The 26,631-nt window shown below is 70.1% G+C and carries 28 protein-coding genes and 1 pseudogene; 15 read left to right on the top strand and 14 right to left on the bottom strand.

From position 1 onward, the window contains the following. Positions 1–18: 18 nt before the first annotated feature. Together ACFWP3_RS02500 and ACFWP3_RS02495 are read right to left on the bottom strand one after the other, a co-directional pair. The gene (locus ACFWP3_RS02500) at positions 19–288 is read right to left on the bottom strand and encodes a hypothetical protein (RefSeq protein ID WP_384215569.1); all 270 of its coding nucleotides are present in this window, start codon (positions 286–288) and stop codon (positions 19–21) included. Between the two features lie 439 nt (positions 289–727). Continuing rightward, positions 728–1,450: a TetR/AcrR family transcriptional regulator gene (locus ACFWP3_RS02495; protein WP_384215568.1), complete on the bottom strand. Its 723-nt coding sequence runs from the start codon at positions 1,448–1,450 to the stop codon at positions 728–730. Between the two features lie 146 nt (positions 1,451–1,596). On the opposite strand from ACFWP3_RS02495, the gene ACFWP3_RS02490 reads away from it, so the two are divergent. Then, entirely contained in the window at positions 1,597–3,324 is a 1,728-nt protein-coding gene (locus ACFWP3_RS02490; protein ID WP_384215567.1) for an amidase, read from the top strand. Positions 3,325–3,649: 325 nt separating this feature from the next. Beyond that, positions 3,650–4,993, top strand: a complete 1,344-nt coding sequence (locus ACFWP3_RS02485; RefSeq protein WP_384215566.1) for a S28 family serine protease — start codon at positions 3,650–3,652, stop codon at positions 4,991–4,993. A gap of 8 nt (positions 4,994–5,001) precedes the next feature. Here ACFWP3_RS02485 and ACFWP3_RS02480 read toward each other — a convergent pair. Together ACFWP3_RS02480 and ACFWP3_RS02475 are read right to left on the bottom strand one after the other, a co-directional pair. After that, positions 5,002–5,322 (bottom strand): annotated as a pseudogene (locus ACFWP3_RS02480) (NUDIX domain-containing protein); the annotation flags it as partial. Positions 5,323–5,343: 21 nt separating this feature from the next. Then, a complete protein-coding gene (locus ACFWP3_RS02475; RefSeq protein ID WP_384215565.1) occupies positions 5,344–6,183 on the bottom strand; it encodes an SDR family oxidoreductase in 840 nt (279 codons plus the stop codon). A 90-nt stretch (positions 6,184–6,273) separates the two neighbouring features. Between ACFWP3_RS02475 and ACFWP3_RS02470 the strand changes: the two genes are divergently transcribed. Then, positions 6,274–6,645 carry a winged helix-turn-helix transcriptional regulator gene (locus ACFWP3_RS02470; protein WP_384215564.1) on the top strand — a complete coding sequence of 124 codons (372 nt, stop codon included), beginning with the start codon at positions 6,274–6,276 and terminating at the stop codon, positions 6,643–6,645. Between the two features lie 34 nt (positions 6,646–6,679). On the opposite strand, the gene ACFWP3_RS02465 is transcribed toward ACFWP3_RS02470, so the two are convergent. The 5 genes from ACFWP3_RS02465 to ACFWP3_RS02445 form a co-directional block, all read right to left on the bottom strand. Continuing rightward, positions 6,680–7,111, bottom strand: coding sequence for a hypothetical protein (locus ACFWP3_RS02465; protein ID WP_384215563.1), 432 nt, complete (start codon positions 7,109–7,111; stop codon positions 6,680–6,682). Next, positions 7,108–7,467 carry a hypothetical protein gene (locus tag ACFWP3_RS02460; RefSeq protein WP_384215562.1) on the bottom strand — a complete coding sequence of 120 codons (360 nt, stop codon included), beginning with the start codon at positions 7,465–7,467 and terminating at the stop codon, positions 7,108–7,110. The genes ACFWP3_RS02465 and ACFWP3_RS02460 overlap by 4 nt, the downstream gene beginning before the upstream one ends. Before the next feature lie 74 nt (positions 7,468–7,541). Next, on the bottom strand, positions 7,542–8,078 hold the full coding sequence (locus tag ACFWP3_RS02455) for a hypothetical protein (RefSeq protein WP_384215561.1): 537 nt from the start codon (positions 8,076–8,078) through the stop codon (positions 7,542–7,544). Positions 8,079–8,121: 43 nt separating this feature from the next. Then, positions 8,122–8,961 (bottom strand): NAD(P)H-binding protein, encoded by an 840-nt coding sequence (locus tag ACFWP3_RS02450; protein ID WP_384215687.1) that lies wholly within the window; start codon positions 8,959–8,961, stop codon positions 8,122–8,124. A gap of 1,404 nt (positions 8,962–10,365) precedes the next feature. Continuing rightward, complete coding sequence (locus ACFWP3_RS02445) at positions 10,366–11,316, bottom strand: alpha/beta fold hydrolase (protein WP_384215560.1); 951 nt, start codon at positions 11,314–11,316, stop codon at positions 10,366–10,368. Positions 11,317–11,439: 123 nt separating this feature from the next. Between ACFWP3_RS02445 and ACFWP3_RS02440 the strand changes: the two genes are divergently transcribed. From ACFWP3_RS02440 to ACFWP3_RS02425, 4 genes are all read left to right on the top strand, one after another. Beyond that, on the top strand, positions 11,440–12,063 hold the full coding sequence (locus ACFWP3_RS02440; RefSeq protein WP_384215559.1) for a TetR/AcrR family transcriptional regulator: 624 nt from the start codon (positions 11,440–11,442) through the stop codon (positions 12,061–12,063). Between the two features lie 236 nt (positions 12,064–12,299). After that, positions 12,300–13,727 (top strand): M48 family metallopeptidase, encoded by a 1,428-nt coding sequence (locus ACFWP3_RS02435; protein WP_384215558.1) that lies wholly within the window; start codon positions 12,300–12,302, stop codon positions 13,725–13,727. Further along, positions 13,715–14,761 (top strand): hypothetical protein, encoded by a 1,047-nt coding sequence (locus ACFWP3_RS02430; RefSeq protein WP_384215557.1) that lies wholly within the window; start codon positions 13,715–13,717, stop codon positions 14,759–14,761. The genes ACFWP3_RS02435 and ACFWP3_RS02430 overlap by 13 nt, the downstream gene beginning before the upstream one ends. 139 nt (positions 14,762–14,900) lie before the next feature. Continuing rightward, positions 14,901–15,716, top strand: coding sequence for an RNA polymerase sigma factor (locus tag ACFWP3_RS02425; RefSeq protein WP_384215556.1), 816 nt, complete (start codon positions 14,901–14,903; stop codon positions 15,714–15,716). A 336-nt stretch (positions 15,717–16,052) separates the two neighbouring features. Here ACFWP3_RS02425 and ACFWP3_RS02420 read toward each other — a convergent pair whose 3' ends face one another. Together ACFWP3_RS02420 and ACFWP3_RS02415 are read right to left on the bottom strand one after the other, a co-directional pair. After that, positions 16,053–16,364, bottom strand: a complete 312-nt coding sequence (locus tag ACFWP3_RS02420) for a hypothetical protein (protein WP_384215555.1) — start codon at positions 16,362–16,364, stop codon at positions 16,053–16,055. Continuing rightward, positions 16,357–16,917, bottom strand: a complete 561-nt coding sequence (locus tag ACFWP3_RS02415) for an RNA polymerase sigma factor (protein ID WP_384215554.1) — start codon at positions 16,915–16,917, stop codon at positions 16,357–16,359. Before ACFWP3_RS02415 ends, ACFWP3_RS02420 begins: the two co-directional genes overlap by 8 nt. A gap of 201 nt (positions 16,918–17,118) precedes the next feature. Here ACFWP3_RS02415 and ACFWP3_RS02410 point away from each other — a divergent pair, with 201 nt between their 5' ends. Next, positions 17,119–17,451, top strand: a complete 333-nt coding sequence (locus tag ACFWP3_RS02410; protein ID WP_384215553.1) for an amidase family protein — start codon at positions 17,119–17,121, stop codon at positions 17,449–17,451. Between the two features lie 102 nt (positions 17,452–17,553). On the opposite strand, the gene ACFWP3_RS02405 is transcribed toward ACFWP3_RS02410, so the two are convergent. Beyond that, positions 17,554–18,285: a hypothetical protein gene (locus ACFWP3_RS02405; RefSeq protein ID WP_384215552.1), complete on the bottom strand. Its 732-nt coding sequence runs from the start codon at positions 18,283–18,285 to the stop codon at positions 17,554–17,556. A 430-nt stretch (positions 18,286–18,715) separates the two neighbouring features. On the opposite strand from ACFWP3_RS02405, the gene ACFWP3_RS02400 reads away from it, so the two are divergent. Then, the gene (locus ACFWP3_RS02400; protein WP_384215551.1) at positions 18,716–19,687 is read left to right on the top strand and encodes a DUF4185 domain-containing protein; all 972 of its coding nucleotides are present in this window, start codon (positions 18,716–18,718) and stop codon (positions 19,685–19,687) included. A 32-nt stretch (positions 19,688–19,719) separates the two neighbouring features. On the opposite strand, the gene ACFWP3_RS02395 is transcribed toward ACFWP3_RS02400, so the two are convergent. Continuing rightward, positions 19,720–20,628, bottom strand: coding sequence for a ricin-type beta-trefoil lectin domain protein (locus ACFWP3_RS02395; RefSeq protein ID WP_384215550.1), 909 nt, complete (start codon positions 20,626–20,628; stop codon positions 19,720–19,722). A 291-nt stretch (positions 20,629–20,919) separates the two neighbouring features. Between ACFWP3_RS02395 and ACFWP3_RS02390 the strand changes: the two genes are divergently transcribed. The 5 genes from ACFWP3_RS02390 to ACFWP3_RS02370 all read left to right on the top strand — a co-directional run bounded on the left by ACFWP3_RS02390 (position 20,920) and on the right by ACFWP3_RS02370 (position 25,515). Continuing rightward, entirely contained in the window at positions 20,920–21,432 is a 513-nt protein-coding gene (locus ACFWP3_RS02390; protein WP_384215549.1) for a ricin-type beta-trefoil lectin domain protein, read from the top strand. 401 nt (positions 21,433–21,833) lie between these two features. Beyond that, positions 21,834–22,856: a glycosyltransferase gene (locus ACFWP3_RS02385; RefSeq protein WP_384215548.1), complete on the top strand. Its 1,023-nt coding sequence runs from the start codon at positions 21,834–21,836 to the stop codon at positions 22,854–22,856. Further along, positions 22,849–23,745, top strand: a complete 897-nt coding sequence (locus ACFWP3_RS02380; RefSeq protein ID WP_384215547.1) for an alpha/beta hydrolase — start codon at positions 22,849–22,851, stop codon at positions 23,743–23,745. Before ACFWP3_RS02385 ends, ACFWP3_RS02380 begins: the two co-directional genes overlap by 8 nt. After that, complete coding sequence (locus tag ACFWP3_RS02375) at positions 23,726–24,358, top strand: HAD-IA family hydrolase (protein WP_384215546.1); 633 nt, start codon at positions 23,726–23,728, stop codon at positions 24,356–24,358. Before ACFWP3_RS02380 ends, ACFWP3_RS02375 begins: the two co-directional genes overlap by 20 nt. After that, positions 24,355–25,515, top strand: coding sequence for an MFS transporter (locus ACFWP3_RS02370; protein ID WP_384215545.1), 1,161 nt, complete (start codon positions 24,355–24,357; stop codon positions 25,513–25,515). Before ACFWP3_RS02375 ends, ACFWP3_RS02370 begins: the two co-directional genes overlap by 4 nt. 98 nt (positions 25,516–25,613) lie before the next feature. Here the strand turns inward: ACFWP3_RS02370 and ACFWP3_RS02365 are convergent, their stop codons facing one another. Beyond that, positions 25,614–26,117 (bottom strand): hypothetical protein, encoded by a 504-nt coding sequence (locus ACFWP3_RS02365; RefSeq protein WP_384215544.1) that lies wholly within the window; start codon positions 26,115–26,117, stop codon positions 25,614–25,616. Between the two features lie 170 nt (positions 26,118–26,287). On the opposite strand from ACFWP3_RS02365, the gene ACFWP3_RS02360 reads away from it, so the two are divergent. Next, positions 26,288–26,629 carry an antibiotic biosynthesis monooxygenase family protein gene (locus ACFWP3_RS02360; RefSeq protein ID WP_384215543.1) on the top strand — a complete coding sequence of 114 codons (342 nt, stop codon included), beginning with the start codon at positions 26,288–26,290 and terminating at the stop codon, positions 26,627–26,629. Positions 26,630–26,631: the final 2 nt, after the last annotated feature.

Here is a 26,631-nt window from a genome sequence, read left to right as displayed (position 1 = left end):
CCAGCACGTGTCCGACGGTCAGGGTGTGGGCGAGGCCTCGGTGAGCGCCATCCACTCGCGGACCGTCTCCTGGTGCGAGCCGCTCGCCGTGCCGGCAGCCACCGCTTCGGCGTCCTCCGCGGAGCACGGCATCCCTGCTCGGGCGAGCAGGACGAGCGGCCACGCGGGGCCCTCACCGGCCGGCTCTCCGTCGAAGGCAGTCCAGTCCCAAGGGCCGTCGAACCGCCATGCCCGGCCGCCGATGTCGGCGACTTCATCGCCCACCTGGAGAGCCGCGTACGGACGCATCAGCAGCTCGAACGTGAAGGAATCCCGTCGCCGGGGTGGATGTCGTACCCCGAGCCATTGAGATGGCTCCCGTCCGGGAACTCGCGATAGGACAGGCCTCGGTGCAGCACGGTCACGGTCTGGGTGGGGTGCGGCAGCCAGGCCGTCTCGAGCGGGGATCGTGGCGACCGACACGTGATCCCACGTGACACCCCGCGCGACTCTGGTCACCGTGAAGGGACACGCGACCGACAGCACGTCACCGACTCGAAAATCCCCCTCATCCATCACCCGGCCAGGGTAGACGGGCCTCTCGGCAGCCCACGGGGGGCTACCGGCCAGGGGACTGCCTTCGGACGCCCTGCTCAGCGCCGGGCCCAGGTCAGGATGGCAACAGGGTCGAGTGCGGCCTGGTAACCGATGGCGAGCTTGTCCGGCCCCGCCCCCCTGCCCGAGGGCCTCATCGCTGACCAGGCGGACGGAGTTCGCGTTCGAGGGCCGACAGGGCGAAGGAGTGTGCGGAAGTGTGCTGCCAGCGCGACCGGCCGAGCATCACTTCTTCGGAGAGGCCGCTCAGCATGGCCACGGACCGGATGATGAACTCGGGAAGGTCCACGTCGGCGAACTGTTGCAGGGCCCGGCCCTCCCGCAGGATGGCCTCCAACCGCTCCTCCCAGGCGTCCAGGAGCGCCGTGAGAACCTGCCGGCCTTCGGCGTCATGCCGCTGCGCGAGCACCTGCGTCCACAGGGCGTAGCGTTCGTCGCCCTGGTGGCGGGGCAGGTAGAAGCGGACGAACAGGGCGAGCTTCTCGGCAGGGGACTCGGCCTTGTCGGCGGCCTGCTGGAACTGGGTGCCGAGATCCGCTTCGCTCCATGCGAGGACTTCGAGTAGCAGTCGATCCTTCTTGCCGAAGTGGTAAAGGATGTGCCCGGTGCTCATGCCGGCCCGCGCAGCGATATCCGACATCCGGACGGCCGCGGTCCCCTTCTCGGCAATGACGCTGATGGCAGCCCTCATCGCCCGTCCCCGCGCCTCGTCTCCGCTGGGCTGACGCCGCCTGTCGCCCGAGGGCCTGGCCGCACGCTGCGCAGCGGTGCCCACCTCGGCGTTTGTCGGTTCGGACCCGCCTTCCGGCAGGCGTGACCCCTGCGGGTGCGCGGGCCCGGGCTGTGGCGTCGACATGGGCTCACCTTGGTAGGTTCTGAAAACTTAGAACGCTAGTCTAGACTGAAAATCTAGTCAGTGCGACGAAGGGGCGAGCCACGTGTGCTCGGCCCCGCGCCCAGCGGCGGTCGCCTGTACCGATCCGACCCCGAGGAGGCACCCGCATGACGCATGGATTCGATGTTGTGGAGACCTGTATCGCCGACCTGCGCGCCGCGCTGGAGAAGGGTGAGACCACCGCGGTCGACCTGCTCGACGCCTACCTCGCGCGGATCGACGCGTACGACCGGCCCGGCACGGCCACCGCTCTCAACGCGATGGTCGTGATGAACCCGGACGCCAGGGCGGAAGCGGAGGCCAGCGACGCACGCCGCGCGCGGGGCGAGACGCTCGGCCCGCTGGACGGCATCCCGTACACCGCGAAGGACAGCTACCTCGCGAAGGGTCTGACGGCCGCGTCCGGCTCCCCCGCGTTCGAGCACCTCGTCGCCCAGCGCGACGCCTTCGCCATCGAGCGCCTGCGCGCGGGCGGGGCCGTCCTCATCGGCCTGACCAACATGCCGCCGATGGCGAACGGCGGCATGCAGCGCGGTGTGTACGGACGCGCGGAAAGCCCGTACAGCGCCGACTGGCTCACCAGCGCGTACGGCTCCGGCTCCTCCAACGGCTCCGGCACGGCGACGGCGGCGTCGTTCGGCGCGTTCGGCCTGGGTGAGGAGACCTGGTCCTCGGGCCGGGCACCCGCGTCGAACAACGCGCTGTGCGCCTACACGCCCAGCCGCGGCGTGGTCTCGGTTCGGGGGAACTGGCCGCTGGTACCGACCATGGACGTCGTGGTCCCGCACACCCGCACCATGGCCGACCTGCTCGAACTGCTCGACGTCGTCGTGGCCGACGACCCGCACACGCGCGGTGACCTGTGGCGTGCACAGCCGTGGGTAGCGCTGCCCCCGGCGTCGCAGGTACGACCTGCTTCGTACCCGGCGCTCGCGCCCGCCGACGCCGCGGCCGCACACGACGCACTCGCCGGCAAGCGCGTCGGGGTACCCCGGATGTACATCAACGCCGACCCTGACGCCGGAACGAACCCCGACGGCGGCATCGGCGGCCAGACCGGCCAGCGCATCGACACGCGTCCCTCGGTCATCACCTTGTGGGAAGCCGCCCGCCGCGACCTGGAGGCCGCCGGCGCCGAGGTGGTCGAGGTCGACTTCCCGGTCGTGTCGAACTACGAGTCCGACCGCCCCGACGCGCCCTCGCTGTTCACCCGCGGCCTGGTCAGCCGCGACTTCCTGACCTTCGAGATCGAAGACCTGTCCGCCTGGGCATGGGACGACTTCCTGCGCGCCAACGGCGACCCGGCGCTCTCCACCCTCACCGAGGTCGACGGCGACCGCATCTTTCCCAAACAGCCCGGTGAACTGCCCGACCGCTACCACGGTTTCGACGACACGATCGGCGACTACCCGCGCATCGTGCGCGAGCGCCCGTATGCGTCGCTCACCGACATGCCGCACCTCGAACAGGGGCTGCGGGGTCTAGAGGAGACGCGCCGGGTCGACCTGGAGCAGTGGATGGACGGGCTGGGACTGGACGCGGTGGTGTTCCCCGCGGTCGCTGACGTGGGCCCCGCGGACATGGACGTCTCAGAGGCGTCCGCCGACCTCGGCTGGCGCAACGGCGTCTGGGTCGCGAACGGCAACCTGGTCCCCCGCCACCTCGGTATCCCTACGGTGACCGTGCCGATGGGCACCATGGCGGACACCGGCATGCCGGTCGGTCTGACCTTCGCGGGCCGCGCCTACGACGACAACGCCCTGCTGGTCCTCGCCGCGGCCTTCGAGAAGACCGGCAGCCGGCGCACGGTGCCGCCCCGCACGCCGCAGCTGTAGGCAGAGTGACCGGTTCGCGGACCGGGCGGAGGCCGCGTCCGCGGTCGCGAGGTGCACGGCAGCAGCACGCACAGCAGGTCCCAGGCACGGGCCGATGACGGAGGGCCGCCACCCCTTGGGGGGTGGCGGCCCTCCGTCAGCTGTAGGTCGCACGGAGAGCGGTCAGAACCTCACAGCTGACCAGCGTGAGCGGGGTAGTTGGTTCTGACCCAGTGCTCCGTGATCACTACGCCAGAGGCTCCGAGTTGTCACCCCCCATGAGTGGGAGACGCTTTCCACGCGCGGGGGATCCGCCGCCCCCACCAGGTGCGGTTGCCTTGAGTACATGAAGAACGTGACAAGGCGCCTCCTCACCCTGTTCCTGATGACCACGCTCACGGCCACCGGGCTGTCCGCGCCGGCCCTGGCTCAACCGCCTGACAGCAACATCCGGGCCCGGATCGAAGCCATTCCCGGAATGCGCGTGCTCGGCGAACGACCCGCCGCCACCGCAGGCCAGGTCGTCCTCGACCTCGCCTACCGGCAGCCCTCCGACCACCGGCACGCCGACCAAGGTTCCTTCGACCAGAGGCTGACTCTGGTGCACAAGTCGACCCGGCGCCCCATGGTGCTCTACTCCAGCGGCTACGACCTCGGACCGTCGCCGAACCGCCTGACCGAGCCGACCGAGTTGCTGGACGCCAATCAGATCACCACCGAGCAACGCTTCTTCGGAACGTCCCGGCCCGAAGGCTCGGACTGGTCCAAGCTCACCATCTGGCAGGCAGCCAGTGACCATCACCGCCTCATCACTGCCCTCAAGAAGATCTACCGCGGCGCATGGATCTCCACCGGCGGCAGCAAAGGCGGGATGACCGCCGTCTATCACCGCCGTTTCTACCCAGGAGACGTGGCCGGCACGGTCGCCTACTCCGCCCCCAACAACACGGACGACCAAGACGACACCGCGTACGATGCCCGCCTCGAGCAGGTCGGCACCACCGAGTGCCGTGCCGCGATCAAGTCCGCCCAGCGTGAGGCACTGATACGGCGCGAAGCGATGACAGAGCGGTATGCCCGGTGGGCCGACGGCGAGCAGAAGACCTTCCAGACCATCGGCAGCGCAGACCGGGCGTTCGAGCTCGCCGTGCTGCGGCTGCCGATGATGTTCTGGATGCATCAGCCCACGGGGGGCTGCGCCTCCATACCCACCGCCGCAACCACAGACGATGCCCTCTACGCGTGGGTCGCCGATGTGACCCAGCTCCCGGTCTACACCGACCAGACCCTCGAAGCGTTCACGCCGTACTTCTACCAACTGGGCACCCAACTCGGGTACGCACAGTTCACCACCCCCTACCTGGAGGGACTGCTGCGCTACCCGGGCATCCAGGAGCTGCGCACCTATGTGCCGCGTGACATCCCCCTGCGTTTCCAGCCCTCCGCGATGGCGGACATCGACCGTTGGGTGCGCCGCCACGGCAGCTCACTCATGTTCGTCAACGGCGAGAACGACATCGCGGTCGCAGAGCACTTCCGCCCGGGCAGCGGCAGCTACGACTCCCACCTCTTCAACGTCCCCGACGCCAACCACCACATTTCCATCAACGGCCTGCGTCCGAACGACGCCCAACAGGCCATCGCCGCACTGCGCCGCTGGGCGGGCCAGACCGGGACAGCGATCCGCTAGCGTCGTGCGCCGTCGCGGATCATGGCGAGGGCGTCGGTGAAGGGCAGTTCAAGTACTTCGATGTCCTCGCCGCCCTCCTCGAGTCCGCCGCCGCTTCCGGTTCGATCGGCCGGGGTGTAGGGGGCGGCGTAGAAGTGCAGGCGCTCGGTGACGGAGCCGGGGCTCATATAGGCGTCGAGGACGTGGGTGAGCGGTCCAAGTGTGACACCGAGCTCCTCGGCGCTCTCGCGCCGGATGGCGGCGAGCGGGTCGTCGCCGACCTGTGCCTGGCCCTGGGTGGCAGCCCGGCAGCTCCGAGGCTCGGCCGCGTTCCCGGCGGGGTGCTGCACCGCCGGCGGGGCTGACCGGTCTCAGCGGAAGGCGGCGACGTTGCGGGCGGCCCAGTCGGCGAAGGGGCGAGGGTCGCGGCCCAGGACGCGCCGGACGTCCGGGCTGACGCGCAGTTCGGCCGGGCTCGGGGAACCGAGGATGTCCAGGGTGTCGTCGGCGAGTTCCGCCGGCATGCTCTGGGTCATGGCGGCCTTGGCTTCGTCTCGGGTCAACTCGTGGAACCCCACCGGCGAGCCCAGCGCGGCGGCGATGTCCTGTGCCTGCCGGCGAGGAGTGATCACCTGTGGGCCGGTCAGTTCGTACACGTTGCCGGTGTGCCGGTCGTCGAGGAGGCAGGCCGCCGCGACCGCAGCGATGTCCGCCGGGTCGATGATCGGCACTCCGATGTCGCCGAACGGCGCGGCGACGAGCTGTCGCGCGCGTACGGACTCGGCCCACCACAGGGCGTTGGACGCGAAGCCGCCGGGCCGCAGGATGACCCACTCCAGGCCTGAGCCGCGCAGCGTGTCCTCCAGTGCGCGCATCGCGATCCGCGTCGGGCCGAAGGGCCTGGTCGCCACGCCCAGTGTGGAGAGGAGTACGACCCGCCGGACTCCTCCGGCCGCGGCTTCGCCGATGATGTCGGTATGGCTGGCTCCAGTGGCGTGCAGGTCGCCGGAGAGCAGCAGGAAGAGGGCCTTCGCCCCCTCCAACGCGGGCCTGAGGCCGGCCGGATCGGCGAGGTCGGCCGCCATGTGGCGAACGCCGTGCGGCAGCGCCGCCGCATGTCGCGAGACAGCCGTCACCGGCTCGCCCGCCTCGGCCAGGGCCTGCGTCAACGGCCGGCCGATGTTCCCGGTAGCTCCGGTCACCACGATCATGATCAGCTCCTTGTCGGATGTCTTCGTGGCTTTGACGCTAGGAGCCGGGCTAACTTTTGGTAAGGACATACCTTTGGGTAAGCTCATCACATGACGGAAAGCGCGCAGCTCACCGAGACCGGTCCTGAGCAGCGGTATGACGTGTTTCACACCGACTGCCCCGCGCGCGATGTGGTCGACCACGTGACGAGCAGATGGGGCATCTGGGTCCTGATCTCCCTGCGGCGCAACGACCTCCGGTTCTACGAGCTGCGCGAGAGCATCCATGGCATCAGCGAGAAGATGCTCGCCCAGACCCTCCGCGCGCTGGTCAAGGACGGCCTGGTGTGGCGGGAGGTCGAGCCGACGACGCCGCCACAGGTCACCTACGGGCTCAGCGAGTTCGGCCGCGACATCAGCGAGCCGCTGACGGACCTGTTCGACCGGATCACCCGGCAGCTGCCGCCGCGCAGCCCGGCCTAGCGGGGCCGTCGACTCGCCCCCGGTCTGGGCTCGGTCACCAGCACGACCGCGGGTCTTGTACGTGCTCCGGCGAGTGCCGGTCCTCTCCCCTGCCCAGGCCGGTCCGGACCAGGAAGCCGGGGTCCACCTCCCCCGGCGGGCCAGCGACGTGCACCCGCTGGGTGCCGGGGATGCCCACCTCGACGAGTACTCCGCCGCGGAACATCCACAGACCGAACACGTCGTCGTCCTCGTCGTGCAGCATGACCTGCACGCAGGCGGGTTCGTTCCACGGCAGGGACTCCAGGTCCTGGAGCACGCCTCGGCGCCCGTTCCACCGCTCGAACTCGACGTGCCAGCCCCCGACGAACCAGGGGATCTGCACGAAGCAGCCGTGCCAGGTGCGGGCCTCGTCCGGCCGCGTCAGCGGCTCCATCACCTCGTCCTCGTATCGCGCCAACACGATGACCTGCGCCATTCTGCTCATGCCCACATGTCACACCGTGCCGGGTGCCGAAGGCAATCGGTTTGGGAGCACTGACGAAGAACCAGCGGCTGGTGCCGTTTGGACCAGGCGCCTTCCGCCCAGCACTGCATGTCCAGCTTGGTGTCCGCCCAAATGATGCCCATACGGTTCTTCGGAGCGGAGCCGAAGATGGAGGCGTAGGCGGTCGCGAGGCTGTTGGTCTTGGGCACTGCGGGCGCCTGGTTGCCACCGCCGTCTGCGGCGGTCGCGGGGGTGACGGCGGCCAGGGCGAGCGCGGCACCGAACGCTCCGGCCGTGGCCATACGGCTCAGCCGCCCGAGGTGTGGCCGGTCTTGCTTCGTGTTGTCGCCTCTCATGACAGAACTCTTACACCCCGCGGAGGTCCAGTCGGCGGAGCCGGAGTTCCAGAGCCTCCGAGGTCAGACGCCGTTCAAGCTGCGGCCTGAGGGGTGGCCTGCTCTCCCTCAGGGATGAAGATGGCGACGTAAGCCTCGAACCCCTCGTGAATGCCCCACTCCTCACGGGCCATTGCCGCTTCGTACCGGGCGCGCGAGTCCTCTCGGCCTCTGGCATAGACGTGAACCGCGTAGATCGTCGCTGGGTCAAGCGCCAGGGTTGGAGCGTATCCCTGACTGCCCGGAAGCCAGCCCAATGCCGGCAGGGCAGGGCCGGTGGTCGGGCCGGAGATTCCCATCCGCCCCCTGTAAACGGGCCGGTACGGCCAGGACCCGAGCAATTGCCATGCGTCCGTCTGCTGCACAGGCTCGGCATCGGCGGCCATGAGAGTCACCCAGGCGTCGTGCGACTGGACGCGACTGACGACGGTGAGCATGCCGGGTGTGACGATCACGGGCTCGCTGGTACGAAAGTCCGGCAGATCACCGACACTGTCGAACCCCTCCTCTACTTGCTCGGCGATGTAGAAGTGCGAGTACTCGATCCCGACGACACCACTGACTATGTCCATCTCCGGACCCTACGCGCCGATCGGACGAGCTGAGCCCGGCGGTTCAGCGGAAGGCGTCGACGTTCTCCGATGCCCACTGCCGGAACGGGCGGGCCGGCGTTCCCGTGATCTGTGAAACCGTGTCGCGCACCATCAGGAGCTCGTCGTTCACGTCACCGCCCGTGACGTCGAGCACCGCGTCCGCGGCCTCGGCGCCGAAGACCGCGGCCATCTGTGCGTGTGCCTGCCGGCGGCTGATCTCCAGGAACGGGATCTCCCGGCCCACTGCCTCCCCGATGGCCTCGACCTGCTGTCGGGCGGAGACGGGCTCCGGACCGGTCAAGGCGTACGTGCGTCCCCGGTGACCGGGCCCGGGCTCGGTCAGCGCCACCCGCGCCACCGCCGCGATGTCCGCAGGGTGGATGGTCGGCAGAGCGGTCCCGGCGTACGGCGCGCTGACGGTCTCGTGGGCGCGGATGGAGGCAGCCCACATGAGGGAGTTCGAGGCGAACTGCGTCGGGCGCAGGATCGTCCAGGCCATGCCGCTCGCCTTGAGCAGTTGCTCCACCGCCAGGTTCTCGCCGGCGGGGCCGAGGTGCGGGTGGGTCTGGACGGTGATGGACGACACCAGGACCACGTGTTCCACGCCCGCGAGGCGGGCGGCTTCGAGGATGTCGGCGTCCGGTCCCAGACGCGATACGAGGAACAGCGAGCGCACCCCTTCCAGCGCGGGCTTCAACGACGCCGGCTCCCCGAGGTCGCCCTCCACGGCCTCGACCCCTTCGGGGAAGTCGGCCCCCGCGGCATCACGGGTGAGCCCTCTCAGCGGCCCGGCGCCGCGTGCGTGCAGTTCCTTGAGCAGCGCGCTGCCTATGTTTCCGGTGGCTCCGGTCACGAGGATCATGGGCATGTTTCCCGTCGTCAGATGATCAACCAGACAACACACTAGAACCTCGATCACACTTGAGGTCAACATCCTCGGCCTCTGCCGGCGGTCAGCTCACTGCGGCACTCCACCCGTCTCTGGCTGAGACGAGCAAGGCCCCCTGGTGCAGGTCGAGGCTGCAGGCAGCAATGGGCTTGCCAACCTGGACGAGGGATCCGGGGCCCTGGAATGCATCGGTGTGCAGGGCGAAGGCATCCGGGTCGGTACAGCTGACGGTACGTAGCCGCCATGGCGCTGAGGAGTTCACGTCGGGGCGGGGCGGCAGGGCGAGTTGGAGCTGCGCGGTGGCCGTCCGCTCCGAGTCGTAGCAGGTGTGCGCCGCGGTCCAAGCGGCCATGGTGAGGACCGCCTGCGGGGGCACACCGCACCGAGCGGAGCTGCAACATGGCCCCGCGCAGCAGGAAGGCAGCAGCACGAGCCTCAGCTCCCAAGTCTCCAACGGGTGGTTGGCGGAGCCTGCCCGACCGGTTGGTGCGAGGTGGGGTGATGGCGTCCGTACGCCGACCCGCAGCCGACAGGTGCCATGAATCGTCGTCAAGGCGGTACTCGCCCGCAGCGGCACCGAGGCGACCGCCTGTGCCCAGGGACATCGCGATCCCCCGCGGACCGGCGTCCAGTATCACTCCCCGCGTGTCGCGGAGGTCGAACGCCACGTCGGTGACCTCATCCAGCCACACGTCCAGGAGAGAAGGTGACGCGGGTGCGCTCTCCTCTATGACGTACCTGCGGTCAACAACCAACTGGAGGAAGCCGCTCAGGCGCCTGCCTGCGCGTTCCACCCGGAGGTGGCGAACGGATGCGGTTGCCAGATCGTAGTCGGGGAGCAGATCGTCCACGTTCTGCCGAGTCAGCCGGCACTGGGGTGTCATGACGTGTCCGCGGTAGTCGCGGCCCGGGATATAGGGCTCGCTAGGCGCCAGGAGCGAATCGAGTTCGTACCCGGCGATCGCGGCCTGCTCGGTCATCCACATGCGCCGCCGCTCGCCGAAGCCGGCCGTCCACTCCAGCGCGATGACCGCCCGCCGCTCGCGTTCATCGGCGTCTGACGTGCTCACGGCCCAGAACAGCGGAAACACGTTGTTGTCCCACACGTTGGCTGCCGCACGAATCGCTTCCCGGTCGAACCAGCGGACGTCTGCCGCGGCCTCCGCGATCTGCTCCACCGAGCGGTCCAACAGGGCCGCCAGCACGCGGACGGCCGACGTACGGGCGGTCGGCGAGTGCGGCACAGCGGACGGTGGAGGGGTACGTGTGGCCATGCCGTGATCCTCACACACCGCCGTGTCCACCTCCACGCGCCCCAGCCGCCACCGAGCTTCTCCCATGCCCTGTTGGGGAGTCCGCGTCCGCGGGCCCTCGCGGCTACGCGTCCGCGGCGTGCCGCGCCGGTGCCGGATCGAGGGAGTCGATGTCCTCCATGAAGCTCAGCATCCGGGTGTTGACCAGCTCGGGGTGGTCGATCTGCGGGCCGTGGCCGGTCGCGGCGACGATCTCGGCGCGGGCGCCGCGGATCAGGCGCGGTACGCGCTCCAGCTGCCGCTTGGGGTGTACGAGCAGGCTGCGCTTGCCCATGATCAGGTAGAACGGCGTCCGGATGGAGCCCAGTTCCTCGTCGGACAGCGGCAGCGGCGCGGGGCGGCGGATCCGGAAGGCCCGTACCCCGGCCTGGATGCACCTGCGCAGCTCGGGCACGACGAGGACCGGTTGCTCAAGCCATGAGGCCAGGCGCGGGCGGAGCGCCCTGGGGGCGAAGGTGGCGAAGAGGCTGACGAAGATCCAGACGAAGAAGCGCAGGCCCACCTTCTCCAGGCCGCCCGGGTCGAGGGCGGTGACCGAGGCGAGGCGTTCGGGCCGGAGGTGGGCTTGGTTGATGACCAGCCAGCCGCCGTACGAGGAGCCGACGAGGTGGACCTTGTCGAGGCCCAGCGCATCCAGGGCCTCGTCCATCCACTGGGCGGCGCGCTCGGGCTGCCACATCGGTTCGCGGTGGACGCTGCGACCGGGGTCGCCGGGGGTGTCGAGTGCGTAGACGGGGCGTTCGGCGCTGAGGGCGGGGGTGTTGGGGTACCACTGGGCGGAGCAGCCTCCCGATCCGTGGATCAGGACCACGGGGGTGCGTGAGGCGGCCGCCGGGTCCGCAGGCCCGTACCGGTAGACGTGGGTGGTGCCGAAGCTGGTCTCCACGTCCGTCTCGGAGCGGGCGGGCGCGCCCATGGCGTAGAGGGCGTCGCAGGCGGCGAAGTAGCGGTCGCGCAGTTCGTCGTTCACGTAGTGGCCGATGTCGCGGCGTACTCGGGTCGTGTTCTCGGGCACGGGGCACCTCCGGGAGATCCGTTCTTCGTGATACGAACGTATCACATTGCTGATACGGCGGTACCATGAAAAAGTCCGGACCGCCGGACGCGAACCGACCACCGACAGGCGGAGGCACGACACATGCCCAAGCGCGTGGACCACGAGGAACGGCGCACCCAGATCGCCGAGGCCCTGATCCAAGTCGCCGGGCGGCGCGGACTGCACGCCGTCGGCATGCGCGACGTCGCGGCCGAGGCAGGCGTGTCCCTGCGCCTCGTGCAGTACTACTTCCAGACCAAGGAGAAGCTGCTCTTCTACGGGCTCCAGTACCTGACCGACCGGTTCACCGCACGCGTCGGTGCCCGCCTCGCCGCCGCCGGCCCGAACCCAGGTCCGCGAGCGACCATCGAGGCGCTGCTCCTGGCCTCCCTCCCCACGGACGAGGAGAGCCGAACCTTCCACCTCCTCTACAGCTCCTACGCGATCCTCGCCGTCACCGACGACGCCCTCGCCGCCCAACCCTTCATCGACAACCCCGACGCCGCCGAGAACGCACTGACTCAACTCTTCGAGCAGGCACAGGAGACGGGCCTGGCGGATGCCGGGATCGACGCACGCACGGAGGCGATCAGCCTGCTCGCCATGGCCGCGACGATGGGCACGAGCATCCTCGTCGGCCAGCGGACGCCCGACTCGGCCATCGCGGTACTCCACCACCACCTCGACCGGATCTTCAACGGCGGCCCGACTCCTCCGCCCGCATAGCGGCGGTCAGCAGAGTGGACGTGCGTTCCCGGCCCGCTCCCGTGGCGTGGCAGGCTGCGCCTGGTTGCCTACCGCCTCCGTCCACTGCGTCTGCGCCGGCATTCTGCCGCCGAAGACGCTGGCTCCAGCGGGGATCCGGACCGATCGAGGCGTAGGGACGTCTTCGTCAGACCATACTTCTGGATGCCGCCCCGTAGGTGTGCGGCCATCGGCGGTCCGCGTCCGGAGGGGGCCGAATGTCCGTCGTGGCGCGAGCTCTGCTCGCCATTGCCCTGCTCGTGGGCTATCTCGTGACTGCTGCGGTACTCGTCTTCGGGCTGGTGCTTGCCGCGGTGCTGATACTGAACGAGCGTGTGGACGGCGCGGGCCTGAAGGCGCTGGCCTTCGCGTTGCTCGTGGGCACAGCGGTGGTCGTGTCCGTCTGGCGTGCGCTTCTCCACAGGCCTCCCGTGCATACGGGCGTGACCGTGGACAGGAGCACCGCACCAGATCTCTGGGAAATGGTGGACGCCCTGTGCGCGCGGCTTCGTTGCCGTGCTCCGGACGAACTGCGTCTCGTACCGGAAGCCAACGCGTACATGTACGAACCCCGCAGGCTCCTCGGACTCCTGGGCGGCAGGCGCTACCTCTACATCGGCGCCGGCCTGCTGGTCGGCCTGACGTCCGACCAGCTCCGCTTCATCCTCGCCCACGAACTGGGGCATCACGCGCACGGTGACAGCCGCCTCGCCGGCCTGACCTATGCGTGCTGGGAAGCCATCGAGGACGCGGTCCGGGGCGCCGGAGTTCCCTGGGGCGTGCTGCTGAACGGCTACCACTGGCTGTACCGCAGGGTGTCGCTCTCGGTCCTGCGGTATCAGGAGCACCTGGCCGATCTCAACGCCGCGGCCTTGACCGGGAAGGACACCGCGGTCGGCGCCTTGCGGCGGGCCCACGCCTTGGACGAAGCCTGGTGGCTGTTCGTGCAGCAGTATGCGGCCGTGACCGTAGACGGGGTGCCTCTCACCGGAGTCACCGAAGGCTTCAAGGGTTTCCTCCAACACAGCGTCTCGGCCCCCTCGCAGGGCAGCAGTACGCACGCCGCCAAAGCCTCGCCATGGGACACGCACCCACTGCTGGAGGAACGCATCGGCGTCATCGAGGCCGCGGGCTCCGACAGCTCTCGCCGGCCCGCCGATCACCGGCCTGCCACAGCGCTGACACCTTTCCTGGGCCGCTACGACGAGGCCCTCGACGCTCAGACCCTGCGCACCGTGCGGACCGTGCGGACACCGGGAACGCCCTTCCCCGACCATGCCGTCCGCGTGGCACGCGAGCGCGCACAGAGGCGAGCCAATGCGCTGTACCGCTGCGCCGGGCGCGTGCTCGGCAACCCCCAAGCCAGGCTGGGGGATGTACTCGACCTCCTCGCAGCAGGTCGGGCGGGCGACCTGGCCGCTCTGCTCAAGTGCGCCCGGATCAGTGTGGCGCCCGTACGCAACACGGCCTTCGAACTGCGTGAGCATCTGCGCGACGCCATGGCACTGGCTGCCGAGAACTCTGGCGCCGCTCACTGGGCGTGTACGCCACAAGGCCCCGAGCCGATCGGGCGGCAAGGCCCCCTGGAGTTCACCGGTTGGGCCGGCACCGCGGTGACGCACCCCGAAAAAGCATGCCCCGCCTGAGGGCCCGGCTTCGTGAGCACGGCATTGACGAGGGCCGCGCTGGACGACGTGACCTGCGGATCGCCGAGCCCGGGAGCGAGCTGATCGGCGTCATGATGGTTCGCCTCAACGGCGGCCTATACGATCTGGCCGTCGAGGCTCACGCCCTGAATTTCTTCCGTCTCGACGTTGGCGACCCGCGTTGGTGGACCCACCGCGAGCGGCTTCTTGCCCGGGTTCAGGCCATGGCCGACGAACCGGTGAAAGGTGACCGCCTGCGCATTTCATTGGATGACGTCGTCGCGGCGAGGCTCTGGCATCCCACGCGAGCCAACACAGAGTTGCTGCTGCGGGACGGCACCAAGCTCGTCGTTGTGGACGCCGGACCGGGCAGGGTACGGACGCCCAGACGCCAGACGCCCCCCGCCATGGGACTGGAACACGTGGCGGCCACCCGCAGGGCGCTGCGGCAGTGGGCCGAAGACGTGTCCCGTACCGCCGAACCGGCCGGCCCGGTCGGCCCGGTCGGCGCGGTCGGCGCGGTCGGCGCGGTCGGCGCGGTCCGATCGGACGCACCTGAGACCCTCGTGCAGCTGGCCGTCGTGGAAGAAGTTCGGCAAGGAGCGGGCAAGGTCAACTACGCCAAGGCTGTGGCGTGGATCGTAGTGCCTCCGCCACTCGCCGCTGTGGTGGGCGGCTACGCATCCGGCAACCCGGAAGAGGGGTATGCCTTCGGCGCCATGTGGGCGGTCCCCGCGCTGATCATCTACTTCGTGAGTCGACGAGGCCTGCGGCAGCAGCGGCCGATGGACCGCGACGCCGCCGTGCACCGTGCGGTGCGGCTCAACTCGGTCGGTACCGGGTTGAAGCCCGTCCGATGGGCCGTATTGGGTATGGCCACGGCTCTGCTGTGTCCCGTGATGTGTCCCGTGGCCCTGGCACTCGGGATCCGGTCGGTGGTCGAGGCCAGGATGGCGGGCCAGTCCGTCGCACTGGGTGTCGCGGCGATCGTGATGGCCCCGGTCACGCTCGTCGTGCTGCTCCTGCTCGCATGAAACGGCGGGCCCGGCGGTTAACACTTCGGCCCTACGACGCTCTTCACAGGAGAGGGCCGGTCACCAAGGCCCGCCGCCACACCGCGAAGGGCCATTCCATGACGAACGAGCCGATGACGCCGCGAGAGGACCGCCGGCGATGAGCGAATCGACTTCCGACCGTGACCTCCCCACCCCGGCCCGAGCCCAGCGGCCGAGCTGGACCGATGAGGTCGAGGAGGCATACCGGGTCTACGGAGACGGCCTGAGGCGGTTCATCCGCTCCCGAGCGAGGACGCACGGCCTGCCCGAGTCCGCACTGAACGTCGACGAGGTGCTGCAGGAGACCTTCGCCCGTGCGCTGGAGAAGTGGCCCACCGTCGAAGCCCCGGACAAGTACCTGTACACCGTAGCCCGCCATCTCGTATCGAAGATCGGCAAGGAGGCACGCCGGTACACGTCGGCCGACCTCGAGGCACTCGATGGGTACGAGGCCACCGGGAACTGGTCGTCGCTGCCGCCGCAGGCCTCGGTCGAGAACCAGGTGCTCGCACGCTTGATCATCCGGGACGTGCGGGCTCTGCCGGGCAAGCAGGCGGCCGCTACGGAGATGCGCCATGCCGGCTCCTACTCGAGCGAGGAGATCGGCAGCCACATCGACTGCTCCCCCGGAGCGGCTCGGGTCCACGCACACCGCGGTACCAATACCGTCCGCGCACGCTGGAACGCCTTCCAGGGCCGGATGCCGAGCGGCCGTCTCGGACGGGCCGAAGTCCTGACGGCGCTCGTACTGGGCCTGCTGCTGTGGGCCGCGGCCACGGCGGTGTTGTCCTGGCTGGGAGTGCCCGTGCTTCTCGCCGTCGTATGCCCGGCCGCCCTCGCGGCCGCCTCCGGTGTGATCGTGTGGGCGGCCGCCCGCAGGATGCGCAGGCTCTTGCATCGGAAGCCGAACGGTGACGTGGCCGAACACAGCTGATCGATGCGCCGTTGCACCACACCGCGCAGCTGCTCAAGAGAATCGAGAGGAGGATGGAATGGCTACAGAGATGGATCCGGCTCGTCACTGCGTTCGGTGCGAACGCCGTCTGTCAGTACGGCAGGCCGTGGCCGACTGGGCGCCCGTAGTTGTGATCTTGCTGGAAGTGCTCAAGCTCGGTTGGTTGTGACCGCGCGGGTCTTGCGTCGGCGAGCCCGCGGCCGGTGCCGCGAAAGCTACTGCCCGGTACGGTCCGCTGAGCGGTGTCGCACGTGTGTGGCGACGCGGCGGGGGCGCGAGTGGCGGGCCGCCGCACGGCGTGTGGCGGCCCTCCACCTACCCGATGCTCCGCAGCTGTTTCCCCGCCCCCTGCTCAGGCGGCTGGACGTGCCCGGCGACGGACAGCTCGCAGCGGCCGTCCACGCACGAGCGCCGCAAACGGCCCCTCGAGATGGTTTGCAGGAGCCCGATCGTCCAGCACAGGGGGCACCCGCGCAGTGCGAGCAGGCCCAGTGGTGCCAGCAGCAGGCCGGCCGGCCCGACTGCCGGGATCAGGAGGACCGATCCGGTCAGGGCGCCGAATCCCAGCGCGCCGCGGGCCAAGTGCCGGGGCAGCGAAGAACTGGCGAAGCTCTGAGGCTCATTCATGGCCGGCTCCCAGGAGCGGATCAGACGTTCCCTGCAATGCCTGGCGAACCGTGGTGCGGGCGCGGTGCAACCGCGATTTCATCGCAGAGGTGCTGAGGCCGAGCGCATCGGCGACCATCCGCCCGCTGTAGCCCTGGATGTCCCGCATGATCAGCACACGCCGCTGGTCGGCCGGCAGGCCCGCGATCGCCGCCGCCACCCGGCCGGCCTCCAGACGCTGCAACACCTCGTCCTCGAAAGACGGCACGACACGGTCCGGGACCGGTCCGTCGCTGCGCAGGGCCAGCCGCGTCCGCCGCAGGCACTCGTTGCGCACGATGCGGAACATCCACGACGCCAGCGCACCGGAGGCCCGCAGCATCCCGATCTTCCGGTACAGGATGATCAGCGCCTCCTGCGCGGCATCCTCGGCGTCCTGGGGAGAGGCACACAGGGAGTACGCGAACCGCCGCACATGCGGGTGCGAGCCGGACACCAGAGCGGCCGCCGCCTCGGCGTCGCCCTCCTGCGCCGCGGCGATCAACCGCTCACCGGGCCAAGTGAAGTCAGCCACGTGCGCGCCCCCGCCGACGCCGCACGACGACAACGCACGCGCAGATGAGCACAGCCGCTCCGATGACGGCACCAATGATCACGACAACCTCCGGTTCCTGTGCCGACGCTGTTGTCCGCACATGCAAGAGAGGCTCGACCACCTCCAAAGGATTCACCCCGGCACGGATTCCTCAAAACGAACGGAGACGCGGCCGCCCGAATGAGAGCGAATACGACGCAACACCCGGCTCGGCCCCTGGATTCCGGGGCCCTGGCCGCGGGCCACCGGCGGGACCGGGGCGTCCTCGCTGTCGGCCGGAAGAGGTCTGGCGGTTGCCCCACCACACCACACCCCCCGCACGGCCACGACGGCCCCGGGACCCTCATGAGCGTGGCCCTCACCTGGGCCTTCAACTTCTCCGGCCACCCGGCGCTCACCCTGCCCGCGGGAACGACACCGGCCGGCGAACCCGTCGGACTCCACCTGGTCGCCCGCCACCACGCCGACACCACACTCCTCGCAGCCGCCGAACGCTGGTACCGCACCGCCTGAGCACAGGCGATCGACGCGGTAGGCGGCCGCGCCGGATACGGCCCGCCGCTGCCCAATCGGCCACGGCCACCTGGTGGGGTGCGGGGGGGGAGAGACGGGTTGCTAGGCGGCCGCGTCCCAGGCCCGCATGAGGCCGTCGAGCCAGGCGGGCGGCAGTTCGGCGGCGTCCCACTCCTCCCGCAGCGCGGCCCCCGTGGTGGCGAGCCGCTCCAGTACGGCGACGCTGGTGGCGGAGTGCAGGAGGGAGTAGCGGCCGTGGATGGCGGTGGCACTGTCGGGTCCGTACTCCACGTACAGCCGCTCCAGCCGGGCTTGGTGCGCCGCGGCGAACGCCGCGAGCCGGCCCGCGTACCCGGCCCGCTGCCGGGGAGTCATCGTACGGAGCACGGCACCGAGCACCTGCTCGGTGACCTCGGGGTCGAGGTCGGAGGCAGCGGTGAAGGCGAGGTAGAGGGGGGTGACGGCCACCTTCGCCCGCTCCACCTCCATCCGCCCGACCGGTGACCGGGCGTCCGAGGCGCCGCTCGACCCTTCGGGGTCGACGGCCTGCCGCAGTACCCGTTCGGCGATCGCGCCGAGCTCGTCGGTGACGGCACGGGCGCCGTCGAGCCAGCCGGACTCGTACGGCTCGCCCTTGTCCCCCGGCACGGACCCTCCGGACGCGCCGACCTCCCCGTACGCGCCGGCGAGCGCGCCCGCCTCGACGAGGGCGATCAGCCCCTCCGCGTCGCTGGAGGGGACCCCTGCCCGGGCCAGCAGGTGGAGCAGCGTCGTCTTCGCGTTCAGGATGCTCACCACGTCCAGCTCCTGCCGATTCTCCTCGGCAGCGTTCATCGGATCCTCCTCATCCCATGGGCGACACGGCGCGCTTGCGCGGAGCGCTCCGTTCGACGGTTTCAACGCATGATGGGCGCGCTGTGATCCCCTCGGATGCTGGTGATCGGCGCGACAGACGGCACGTGAGCAATCCATATCACCTGGATCCGCCCGCGAAGCCGGTTTGGCCCAGCGGAACCCCCTGTGACGGCCCCCGGCCGCTGGCTGCTGGCTGCTGGCCACCACGTGGCGCGGGGCGTAACACTCGGGCCGCCGGTCGGGTTGTTGGTGCATGACGGTTGTGCGGGGGCCGGGGCTGCGCCGGTCGACGTTTCTGCGGGCGGCCGCTTCGGCGGCTTTCGGGGCGGGCGGCTTGGTCGGGCCGGTTGTCGGCCGGGGCCCTGCCGGGTTCGATCGTGGCCTGGCGGGCGGGTCCGACGGTCTCCAGGTGGTGAAGGTCCGCGATCTCACGGGGCCCGGCATCACGACGCGATTCCGTATGGAGGCCACGGACCTCGGTATTCCGGTCCGGGTGCCGGACGGCAGGCTCCTCTTCGTGTTCGGCGACACCTTCGAGCAGGCGAGGGTGGGTGGCGGCTGGTGGCGTTCCCCGGTCGGCCTGTACTCCACCACGTCCCGTCTCGACGAGGGCATCGCCTGGAGCGGGGCGGTCGGTGGTGAGCACGCCCGCCAACTGTGGGCGTACGAGCATGACAACCCGCTCTTCAGCACTGTGCTGCCGTCCGATGTGATCCTCATCGGCCGCACCCTGTTCCTGCACGTCAGCGTGCACCGGGGGTGGGGCAATGTGCTGTGGAGCGAGATCTGGCGCTCGGAGGACGCGGGCATGACCTGGCGGCATATCGGGGCCCGCTTCCCAGGAGACGCTCACGGCGGACAGTTCCAGCTGGTGACCTGGGAGCTCGGCGAGGACGGTTACGTCTATCTGTACTCGACGGGTTACGGGCGGAACGGGCCGCTGCTGCTGCACCGGGTGGCGGTGGATGCCATCGCGGAGCCCGCAGCGTACGCGTCGTGGGGGTACCGTGCGGGCTCCTGGGCCTGGGGGAACCCGCCGACGCCCGTCCTGGAAGGGGGCTTCGGGGAGGTGTGCTTGCGGCGGATCGAGGGGCGCTGGCTGCTGGTCTGCTTCAACGCCGCCGGGGCACGTATCGAGGCGCTCATCGTGGATCGGCCCACCGCGGACCTCTCCGCGGCGTACCGGCGCACTCTGATCCACGGTGCCGCCTGGGGGCAGGAGGGCGGTGCGCATGTCGCCCAGCCCTACGGTGGCTACGTCATCCCCGGCTCACGTCTCGAAGACCTGCACCTGACGGTCAGCCAGTGGCGTACGGAGACCGGCTGGCCCTATCGGGTGATGCAGTACCGGATCCGAGGACTGGGACTGGGACTGAGCTGACCACCGAGCGGCGGCCGGAGCAGGCCACCCGGTCAGGACCAGCGCTGCCGATCCGAGCCGTCGCAGGTCCGAGCCGTCAGGGACGCGGGGGCCGCCTCCAGGCAGGTTCCCGTGGCCAGGTTGCGGAGCTGGACCGTGCCGTCCTCCCGTGCTGTGACCGTCCAGTCCTGGTGGGTCGAGCTGTCGCACGAACGGGCGCGCGGGGCCGTGCCGCTGCTGTCCAGGCAGGCTCCGGTCGCCCGGTTGCGGAGGTCTCCAGGACCGGAACCCTGGGAGCGGAACTCCCATTCTTGGTAATGCAGGCCATTGCAAGGCCAACTCCGCAAACCCTCGACGCTGTCGTCCAGACAGGTCTCGGTGGCCTTGTTCCGAAAGACGCGGGCCGTGTCGGACGCCGGTGGCTCAGCCGCCAGCAGCGTGCCGCCGACGCCCAAGGCCAGGCCGGCCAGGAACCCGGCCGTCGTCCACCACCAGCGCCCGGTGGCAGCCCGGTCCCGCTTGCCTCGGGTCGGGGAAGTCTCTCGCGGAGCCGCAGGAGCTGCACGAGTTGCGGGGGGCGGCGCGCCCTGGTGGATCGACGGTGGTTCCGTCGGCTCATCTCGCTCTGGCGAGGGCGCAGGGACAAGGCCGGCCGGCGTCGCGGCCGTCACCGCACCCGCGGCCGGGCTGGGCGGCGGACGGTTCTGCGTCCGGTCGGCCGCTTCCCACAGCGCTCGGTACGGCGCCGGATCGGTGTCCATGGCCTTGCAGATGTCCCGCACGACGGGCCAGGGCGGCACCGTCGACCCGCGGAAGTAGCGGGAGAGGGAGGAATCGCTGATCAGCGCCCGCTGTTCCAGATCCCTCAGCGTCATTCCGGACCGCTGCTGCAGCGCTCGCAGGGCATCACCGAGCCGGCGGGCGGCCGCGGTGTGCCGACCAGCGCCGTCAAGGTGGCTCATGTGTGCCCTCTTTCCCAGGGGAAGGCCGCCGAGGCGGTGGTCCAGGTGTCCCGCAGCGGCGCACCCTGTCCCGGGACGCGCACATCCCGGCAGGTCAGGAGGGTAGGGATCCCGATATAGGTGAAGCAACAGGGACAACGTTGCGAGACCCTGGCGGACCACCACAAACTCGGATCATCCAGTCGGCAGTTCACCCCTCGAGGTGAACCACGCGGCTCCCGTTACCGCCCCCATCGCGGCACCGGTCTGCCTGCCAACGCCGACCCTTCACGAGCGAAAGGTCCATCAACCATGCGCTTCGACACCCGCAAGGCCCGTTTCCTGTCGGCCGGCCTGGCACTCATGCTCATCCCCCTGGCCACAGCCGCAGGCGCCGCGGAGACCGGGGCCGACACCCGGTCGGCGCCCACCGCCGGGGTGGTCTATCAGGTCCAGCTCAGCAATCGGTGCCTGGACGCGGACACGAACACGATCAACAACAACGGCGGGCGAGCGCAGGTGTGGGACTGCAACTACGCCGCCAACCAGCGCTGGATCCTCGAGCCGTCGGGGGCGCTGAGGGTCGACTTCAACAACAACAAGTGCCTGGACGCCGACACGAACACCATCAACAACAACGGCGGCACGGTCCAGCTGTGGACCTGCAACGGCCAACCGCAGCAGGCCTGGTACCGCGGAGCGAACAACACGATCCGCTCGAAGTACAACGGCAAGTGCCTGGACCACGACACCAACGAGAACCGCAACGGCGGCAAGGTCCAGCTGTGGACGTGCAACAACAGCCCCCAGCAGACCTGGCGCTGACGATGGGCGAGGCAGCTTCGGCCTTGCCTGCACCATGAGGCACGAGGCGGGGCGGGAACCGTATGGCTTCCCGCCCCCCTTGCCTGTCCTCCTTCGCGGCGTGGGATGGCGAAATTGACTGCCGGTGGACCAAGTCGACCTTCTCCGGCGGGCCTGGGGCGGTACGAGCGCTCTCGCGGTGAGCACGTCCTCAGGTCCGGCTCAAAGGGCTCTCGAGGAGCGGACGGGACATTGTCGAGAACTGTTCGCATGTCGTTTGGAGGCTGGTCCAACTCCGCGTCCGTGCTCGAACCATCCGTGGAGGCACCGCCCGTGCCCCGCCCGCCCGCAGGGGCCCGCCGGGGCACCGCATAGGGACTTCTCTCCGACGCCGTCGCGAGCCCCGTTTCTGACGAAAGGTCATGCGAGCGATGATCATTGCGGCTATCGCAGATAGTGCTCCAGGAACCGGAAACGACACGACGATCCGCCGGATCGCAGCACATTTGTCCAGCGTGGGCCATGAAGTGCGGCTCGTGGAAGCCAGTGCCCTCCCGGATGCCCTTGCCGACGGGGTCGGGGGGCGGAGCTTCGATGCGGCGATCGTGACCCACGCCGTGGCCGCGGGCGAGATCCGGCGGAGTCTGACCGTCCCGTACGTCGTGGTGTTCGGCGGCACCGATCTCAACGAGTTCTCCTTGGATCCCGCCCATCTCGCGGTCATGACCGAGGCGGTGGCCGGTGCGGACGCGCTGGTGGCGTTCAACGACGACTTCGTGCTGCGCTGCCTGGCGCTGTGGCCGGACACCCTCAGGAAGCTGTACTCGATTCCCCAGGCGGTGGATACCGACCCGTCCGATTTCTCGCTGAAGGAGCGGCTCGGCTTGCCGGACGATGCGGAGGTCTTCCTCCTGCCGGCGGGGCTTCGCCCGGTGAAGGACCCGCTCTTCCTGACCGCTTGTGTGGACGAGTGGCACCGGGAGGACCCGCGCGTGCGGCTGGTCATAGCGGGCGTGCCGTACGACGGGTTCGAAGAGATCTTGCGTCGCCGATGTCAGAGGCACAGCGGCGTCCATTACGCCGGCGCCCTGAAACGCCGCGACCTGCACGCGGCGATGCGGGAAGCCACCGCCGTGCTGAACACCTCGATCAGCGAATGCAGCCCCAACGCGGTGCTGGAAGCCATGCACCTGGGCACCCCGGTCGTCGCCCGAGACATTCCGGGCAACACCTGCCTGGTGGCCGACGGCATCACCGGCCTGTTGTTCCACAGCCCGGACGAGTTCCGGAAGCAGGCGCAGCGGCTGCTGGAAGACCGCTCGCTGGCAACCACCTTGGCGACGAACGCCCGCCGGATGATCGACAGCAGGCACACCCTCCCCGACGAGGCCGCGGCGTACACGCAGGTCCTTCAGCACGTGGCCCGGAGGAGCGTCCATGCGTGAGACCGCGACGGTCCGCCTCCCCGGCCGCGAACTGTTCGTGGAGGCGTTCGGTGAGGAGGGGGATCCCGTGGTCCTCCTGGTCTCCGGCACCGGCGCGTGCATGCTCGCCTGGGACCGGGAGTTCTGCGTCCGGATGGCGGCCGGGCGGCGGCGCGTACTGCGCTACGACGGACGGGACACCGGGCGGGCGACGACCTGCCCACCGGGCTCGCCCGACTACGACCTGCACGATCTGGCCTCGGACGCGATCGGCATCCTGAACGCCTTCGGTGCCGGGGCGGCCCATCTGGTCGGGATGTCCCAAGGCGGAGCCGTCAGCCAGCTGGTGGCGCTCGCCCATCCCGACCGTGTCGCCTCACTGACGCTCATCTCCAGCAGTCCGGGCGACGCGGATCCCGAGCACCCGACCCTGCCGCCGACACCGCTCAAGACCCAGCTCGAACTGCACAACGCGCCCTGGCCGCAGTGGTCGGACCAAGGCTCGGTCGCGGACTACATCGTGTTCCTGGACCGGCTGCACGCCGGATCGGGGCGAGCCTTCGACGAGCGCTCCTCCCGGGACCGGGCGCGCAAGGTGGTCGAGCGGGCCGGGAACATCGAGTCCAGCCTGACCAACCATTACTACGTGGAGCCCGTCGCCCCCTGGCGGAGTCGTCTGCCCGGGCTTCGGGTGCCCACGCTGGTGATCCATGGCGCGCACGACCCGCTCCTCCCCCTCGCACACGGCCTGGCCCTCGCCCGGGAGATTCCGGGCGCGAACATGACGACCCTGCCCCTGGGCGGTCACGGCCTGGACCCCGGAGACCGGGCTCAGGTCATCAACGACATCCTCGGCCACACCCGTCCCTCTGAAGAAGGGCTCCTCCCCCATGCTGCTGCTGTCCGCTGAACCCGATATCCGCCTGTCCTGCGACGCGCTGCTGTTCGACATGGACGGAGTGCTGGTCGATTCCCTGCCCACCATCGAGCGCCATCTGCGCGAGTGGTCGGTGGAGCACGGGCTCGACCCCGCGAAAGTGCACGAACTGTCGGGCGGCCGTACCACCCGTGAACTGATAGAACTCGTGGCGCCCGGCCTGGACTCGTCCGCGGAGGAGGCCCGGCTGCTGGTCCGTGAGGTCGAGGACACCGCCGGCATCTCCGCGTCCCCGGGGGCGAGGAGCATCCTGGCGGATGCCGGGCCCTGGGCGGTGGTGACCTCCGGCCGGCGCGCGGTGGCCCAGGCCCGCCTCAAGGCCGCGGGCCTGCCGATACCCGACGTACTGGTGACCGCCGATGACGTGACGGCCGGGAAGCCCGACCCGCAGGGCTATCTTCAGGCGGCCCGCCGCCTGCGCGCGGCGGCCGGGCGGTGCGTGGTGCTGGAGGACGCGGCGGCAGGAATCGACGCCGGTGTGGCGGCCGGGATGACCACCATCGAGATCCGCCCCGTGCCGACCGGCCGGCCCCGCCTGGGCGACCACCTCGTCACCGGCCTGGACGTCCTACGAGTCGTACGGTGACCGACTTCGCGCGATTGCGCCTGATCTACCTGGCCACCGGTGTGGTCAACGCCCAGTGGGGGGCGTGCCTGCCCGCCCTGGACGCCCGCCTGGACCTGGGTGAGGGCAGGCTGGGCGTGGTGCTGCTGGCCATGGGCATCTCCGCGATGGCGGGCATGACCGCGGCCGGGCGCCTGGCCACCCGACCGCTGCTCGCCTGGACCGCCCCCGCGACCGCCCTGGCCCTCGCCGGCCCGGCCGTCGCGGACGACTACTGGACGCTGACGGTCGCGGCCGGGGCCCTCGGGCTGCTCCTGGGCGGCCTCAATGTCGTGTTGACGCTGCACGCGGCCGCTGCCGAGCACGCCCAACGGCAGCCGATCATGTCCCGACTGCACGCCATGTGGACCGTAGGCGCGGTGGGCGGCGGCCTCGCCGTCGCCGCCGCCCTGCACGCCGGTGTCGGAGTGGAGGCCCTGCTGTCCTTCAGCGGTCTCGCACTGGCCGCCGCCATGGGCGTTCTCACCTTCCGGGCCAGGCCGCCCGTCCCGCGTCCCGCCGAGCCTGGCTCCACCGCTCGCCGCAGTCCGCTGCTGGTGGTGGCCATGGGGCTGCTGGGCGCGGCCGCGTTCCTCACCGAAGGGGCCGCGACCGACTGGGCCGGTGTCCATGCCCGCCGGGTCCTCGATGTCACGCCGGCCGTCGCGTCCCTGACGTACACGGCCTTTCTCACGGCCATGACCGTGGTGCGCCTCGCCGGCGACCACCTCCACTCCCGGCTGGGTCCGGGTACGACGCTGCGGACCGCGGGGCTCACCACCGCGACGGGACTGCTGCTCGTGATCTCCTCGTCCACCATGGGCCCGCTCGGCGCCTTCGCCGGATGGGCGCTGGCCGGTGCCGGGATGGCGCTCATCTGGCCCGTCCTGGCCAGCACCGCCGGCCACGGGACGCCGCGTCAGCTCTCCACGATCACCACGCTCAGCTACAGCGGCAGCCTGGTGGGCCCGGCCGCCATCGCCTACATCGCGGCCGCCACCTCCCTGCCCGCCGCGCTGGCACTTCCCGCGGCACTCGCCGCGCTCCTCGCGGTGACCGGCCCCTATGTCCTTGCCTCATGGAGCAGCAGCAGGACAGTTGCCCCGGCGCGTCAGCGAAAGCTGCTGGAACGGCGTTGAGCGTTCGCTTCAGAGGTTCTCCAGAGGGGTGGGCGCGGGGCCAGGGGAGGGACCGAGCTCGTGGCACCGGCCGCCGTCCGGGAGGGCATCCGCCCCGATCAGGCGGTCTCCACGACCTCGATCACGAAGGGCTGTCGGTTGTTGGCCGGGTTCCGGTCGTCGTCGCCGGTCACCTCGACGGAGCCGCCTTCCAGACTGCCGAGGGGCAGTTCGGGGGCGAGCTTGAACGGGACCAGCGCGGTGGCACTGCGGAACACGCCGAGCCCGGCCGGGAAGGTGCACTGCACCCGGTGGCCGTTCTCGGACACGGCGCAGTCCCCCGGGAAGAACGGCCCCTCCGCCGTTGCCCCCTCCGGCAGGATGACCACCACGGTGAACGGCGAGGCCGTCTGCTCCGGGCCCGCGTTGGAGACGAAGCCGTGCACCGTCGAGGTGCCTCCGGGGGCGGCGGCGTCCGGGTCCAACCGGACCACCTCCAGGTCGGAGTTGGACGCCAGGGCCGCTTCGGCGGTGGTCGTCGGCACGATGACGGCCAGCAAGGCCGCGCCGGCCACCAGCGCCCGACGACGGACACTGGAACGGCGGACTGTTCTGCGAATCATTCCGGTTCACCTCTGCTCGGATGCGGGGGTGCCTCGTTGATCACCCCGGCCGACCAACGACCGCCACCACGGCAAGGGTGCGAGCAGACGGCGACCACAACCGCAACCGCCGCAACAAGCTCCGGCGGGGGTCAGGACCGTGGCGTCGCGACCACGTGCGTGACACTCTGGTGACCGTGATCATCAGGGTGAGTGAGGCGCGCGTACGTCCTGGCCGTTTCGAGGCGTTCCACGACATGATCGTGTCTGCGGTCAGCGAGTTTCCCGGCCGCTATCCGGGGCTGGTGGACCACGAGGTGCTGCTCGCGCCGCCGGATTCGCTGCTGTACGTCAGCCGCTGGCGCAGCGAGCAGGATCTGGTCGACTACGCCGGCGAGCAGTGGCGCGACCAGCCGGTGGTCCTGCCGGGCGAGGAGGAGTACCTCGTCGCACCGCTTCAGGTACGGCACTTCACGTCGGCGTCTTTGGGTGCCGCCGGCCGTTCTGCCGACCCGACCGGGCCGCAGCGGTAGAC

It is taken from the genome of Streptomyces sp. NPDC058525, from assembly GCF_042719495.1.
Lineage (GTDB): Bacteria > Actinomycetota > Actinomycetes > Streptomycetales > Streptomycetaceae > Streptomyces.
The sequence above is the reverse complement of the archived record's forward strand: the minus strand, read 5'-3'. Positions and strand labels throughout refer to the sequence as shown.

Excerpts from the sequence above, each read along its gene's own strand:
- ACFWP3_RS02500 (WP_384215569.1), bottom strand. The coding sequence starts at position 288 with ATGCGTCCGTACGCGGCTCTCCAGGTGGGCGATGAAGTCGCCGACATC.
- ACFWP3_RS02495 (WP_384215568.1), bottom strand. The coding sequence starts at position 1,450 with ATGTCGACGCCACAGCCCGGGCCCGCGCACCCGCAGGGGTCACGCCTG.
- ACFWP3_RS02490 (WP_384215567.1), top strand. The coding sequence starts at position 1,597 with ATGACGCATGGATTCGATGTTGTGGAGACCTGTATCGCCGACCTGCGC.
- ACFWP3_RS02485 (WP_384215566.1), top strand. The coding sequence starts at position 3,650 with ATGAAGAACGTGACAAGGCGCCTCCTCACCCTGTTCCTGATGACCACG.
- ACFWP3_RS02475 (WP_384215565.1), bottom strand. The coding sequence starts at position 6,183 with ATGATCGTGGTGACCGGAGCTACCGGGAACATCGGCCGGCCGTTGACG.
- ACFWP3_RS02470 (WP_384215564.1), top strand. The coding sequence starts at position 6,274 with ATGACGGAAAGCGCGCAGCTCACCGAGACCGGTCCTGAGCAGCGGTAT.
- ACFWP3_RS02465 (WP_384215563.1), bottom strand. The coding sequence starts at position 7,111 with ATGAGCAGAATGGCGCAGGTCATCGTGTTGGCGCGATACGAGGACGAG.
- ACFWP3_RS02460 (WP_384215562.1), bottom strand. The coding sequence starts at position 7,467 with ATGAGAGGCGACAACACGAAGCAAGACCGGCCACACCTCGGGCGGCTG.
- ACFWP3_RS02455 (WP_384215561.1), bottom strand. The coding sequence starts at position 8,078 with ATGGACATAGTCAGTGGTGTCGTCGGGATCGAGTACTCGCACTTCTAC.
- ACFWP3_RS02450 (WP_384215687.1), bottom strand. The coding sequence starts at position 8,961 with ATGATCCTCGTGACCGGAGCCACCGGAAACATAGGCAGCGCGCTGCTC.
- ACFWP3_RS02440 (WP_384215559.1), top strand. The coding sequence starts at position 11,440 with ATGCCCAAGCGCGTGGACCACGAGGAACGGCGCACCCAGATCGCCGAG.
- ACFWP3_RS02435 (WP_384215558.1), top strand. The coding sequence starts at position 12,300 with ATGTCCGTCGTGGCGCGAGCTCTGCTCGCCATTGCCCTGCTCGTGGGC.
- ACFWP3_RS02430 (WP_384215557.1), top strand. The coding sequence starts at position 13,715 with ATGCCCCGCCTGAGGGCCCGGCTTCGTGAGCACGGCATTGACGAGGGC.
- ACFWP3_RS02425 (WP_384215556.1), top strand. The coding sequence starts at position 14,901 with ATGAGCGAATCGACTTCCGACCGTGACCTCCCCACCCCGGCCCGAGCC.
- ACFWP3_RS02420 (WP_384215555.1), bottom strand. The coding sequence starts at position 16,364 with ATGAATGAGCCTCAGAGCTTCGCCAGTTCTTCGCTGCCCCGGCACTTG.
- ACFWP3_RS02410 (WP_384215553.1), top strand. The coding sequence starts at position 17,119 with ATGAGAGCGAATACGACGCAACACCCGGCTCGGCCCCTGGATTCCGGG.
- ACFWP3_RS02405 (WP_384215552.1), bottom strand. The coding sequence starts at position 18,285 with ATGAACGCTGCCGAGGAGAATCGGCAGGAGCTGGACGTGGTGAGCATC.
- ACFWP3_RS02395 (WP_384215550.1), bottom strand. The coding sequence starts at position 20,628 with ATGAGCCACCTTGACGGCGCTGGTCGGCACACCGCGGCCGCCCGCCGG.
- ACFWP3_RS02390 (WP_384215549.1), top strand. The coding sequence starts at position 20,920 with ATGCGCTTCGACACCCGCAAGGCCCGTTTCCTGTCGGCCGGCCTGGCA.
- ACFWP3_RS02385 (WP_384215548.1), top strand. The coding sequence starts at position 21,834 with ATGCGAGCGATGATCATTGCGGCTATCGCAGATAGTGCTCCAGGAACC.
- ACFWP3_RS02380 (WP_384215547.1), top strand. The coding sequence starts at position 22,849 with ATGCGTGAGACCGCGACGGTCCGCCTCCCCGGCCGCGAACTGTTCGTG.
- ACFWP3_RS02375 (WP_384215546.1), top strand. The coding sequence starts at position 23,726 with ATGCTGCTGCTGTCCGCTGAACCCGATATCCGCCTGTCCTGCGACGCG.
- ACFWP3_RS02365 (WP_384215544.1), bottom strand. The coding sequence starts at position 26,117 with ATGATTCGCAGAACAGTCCGCCGTTCCAGTGTCCGTCGTCGGGCGCTG.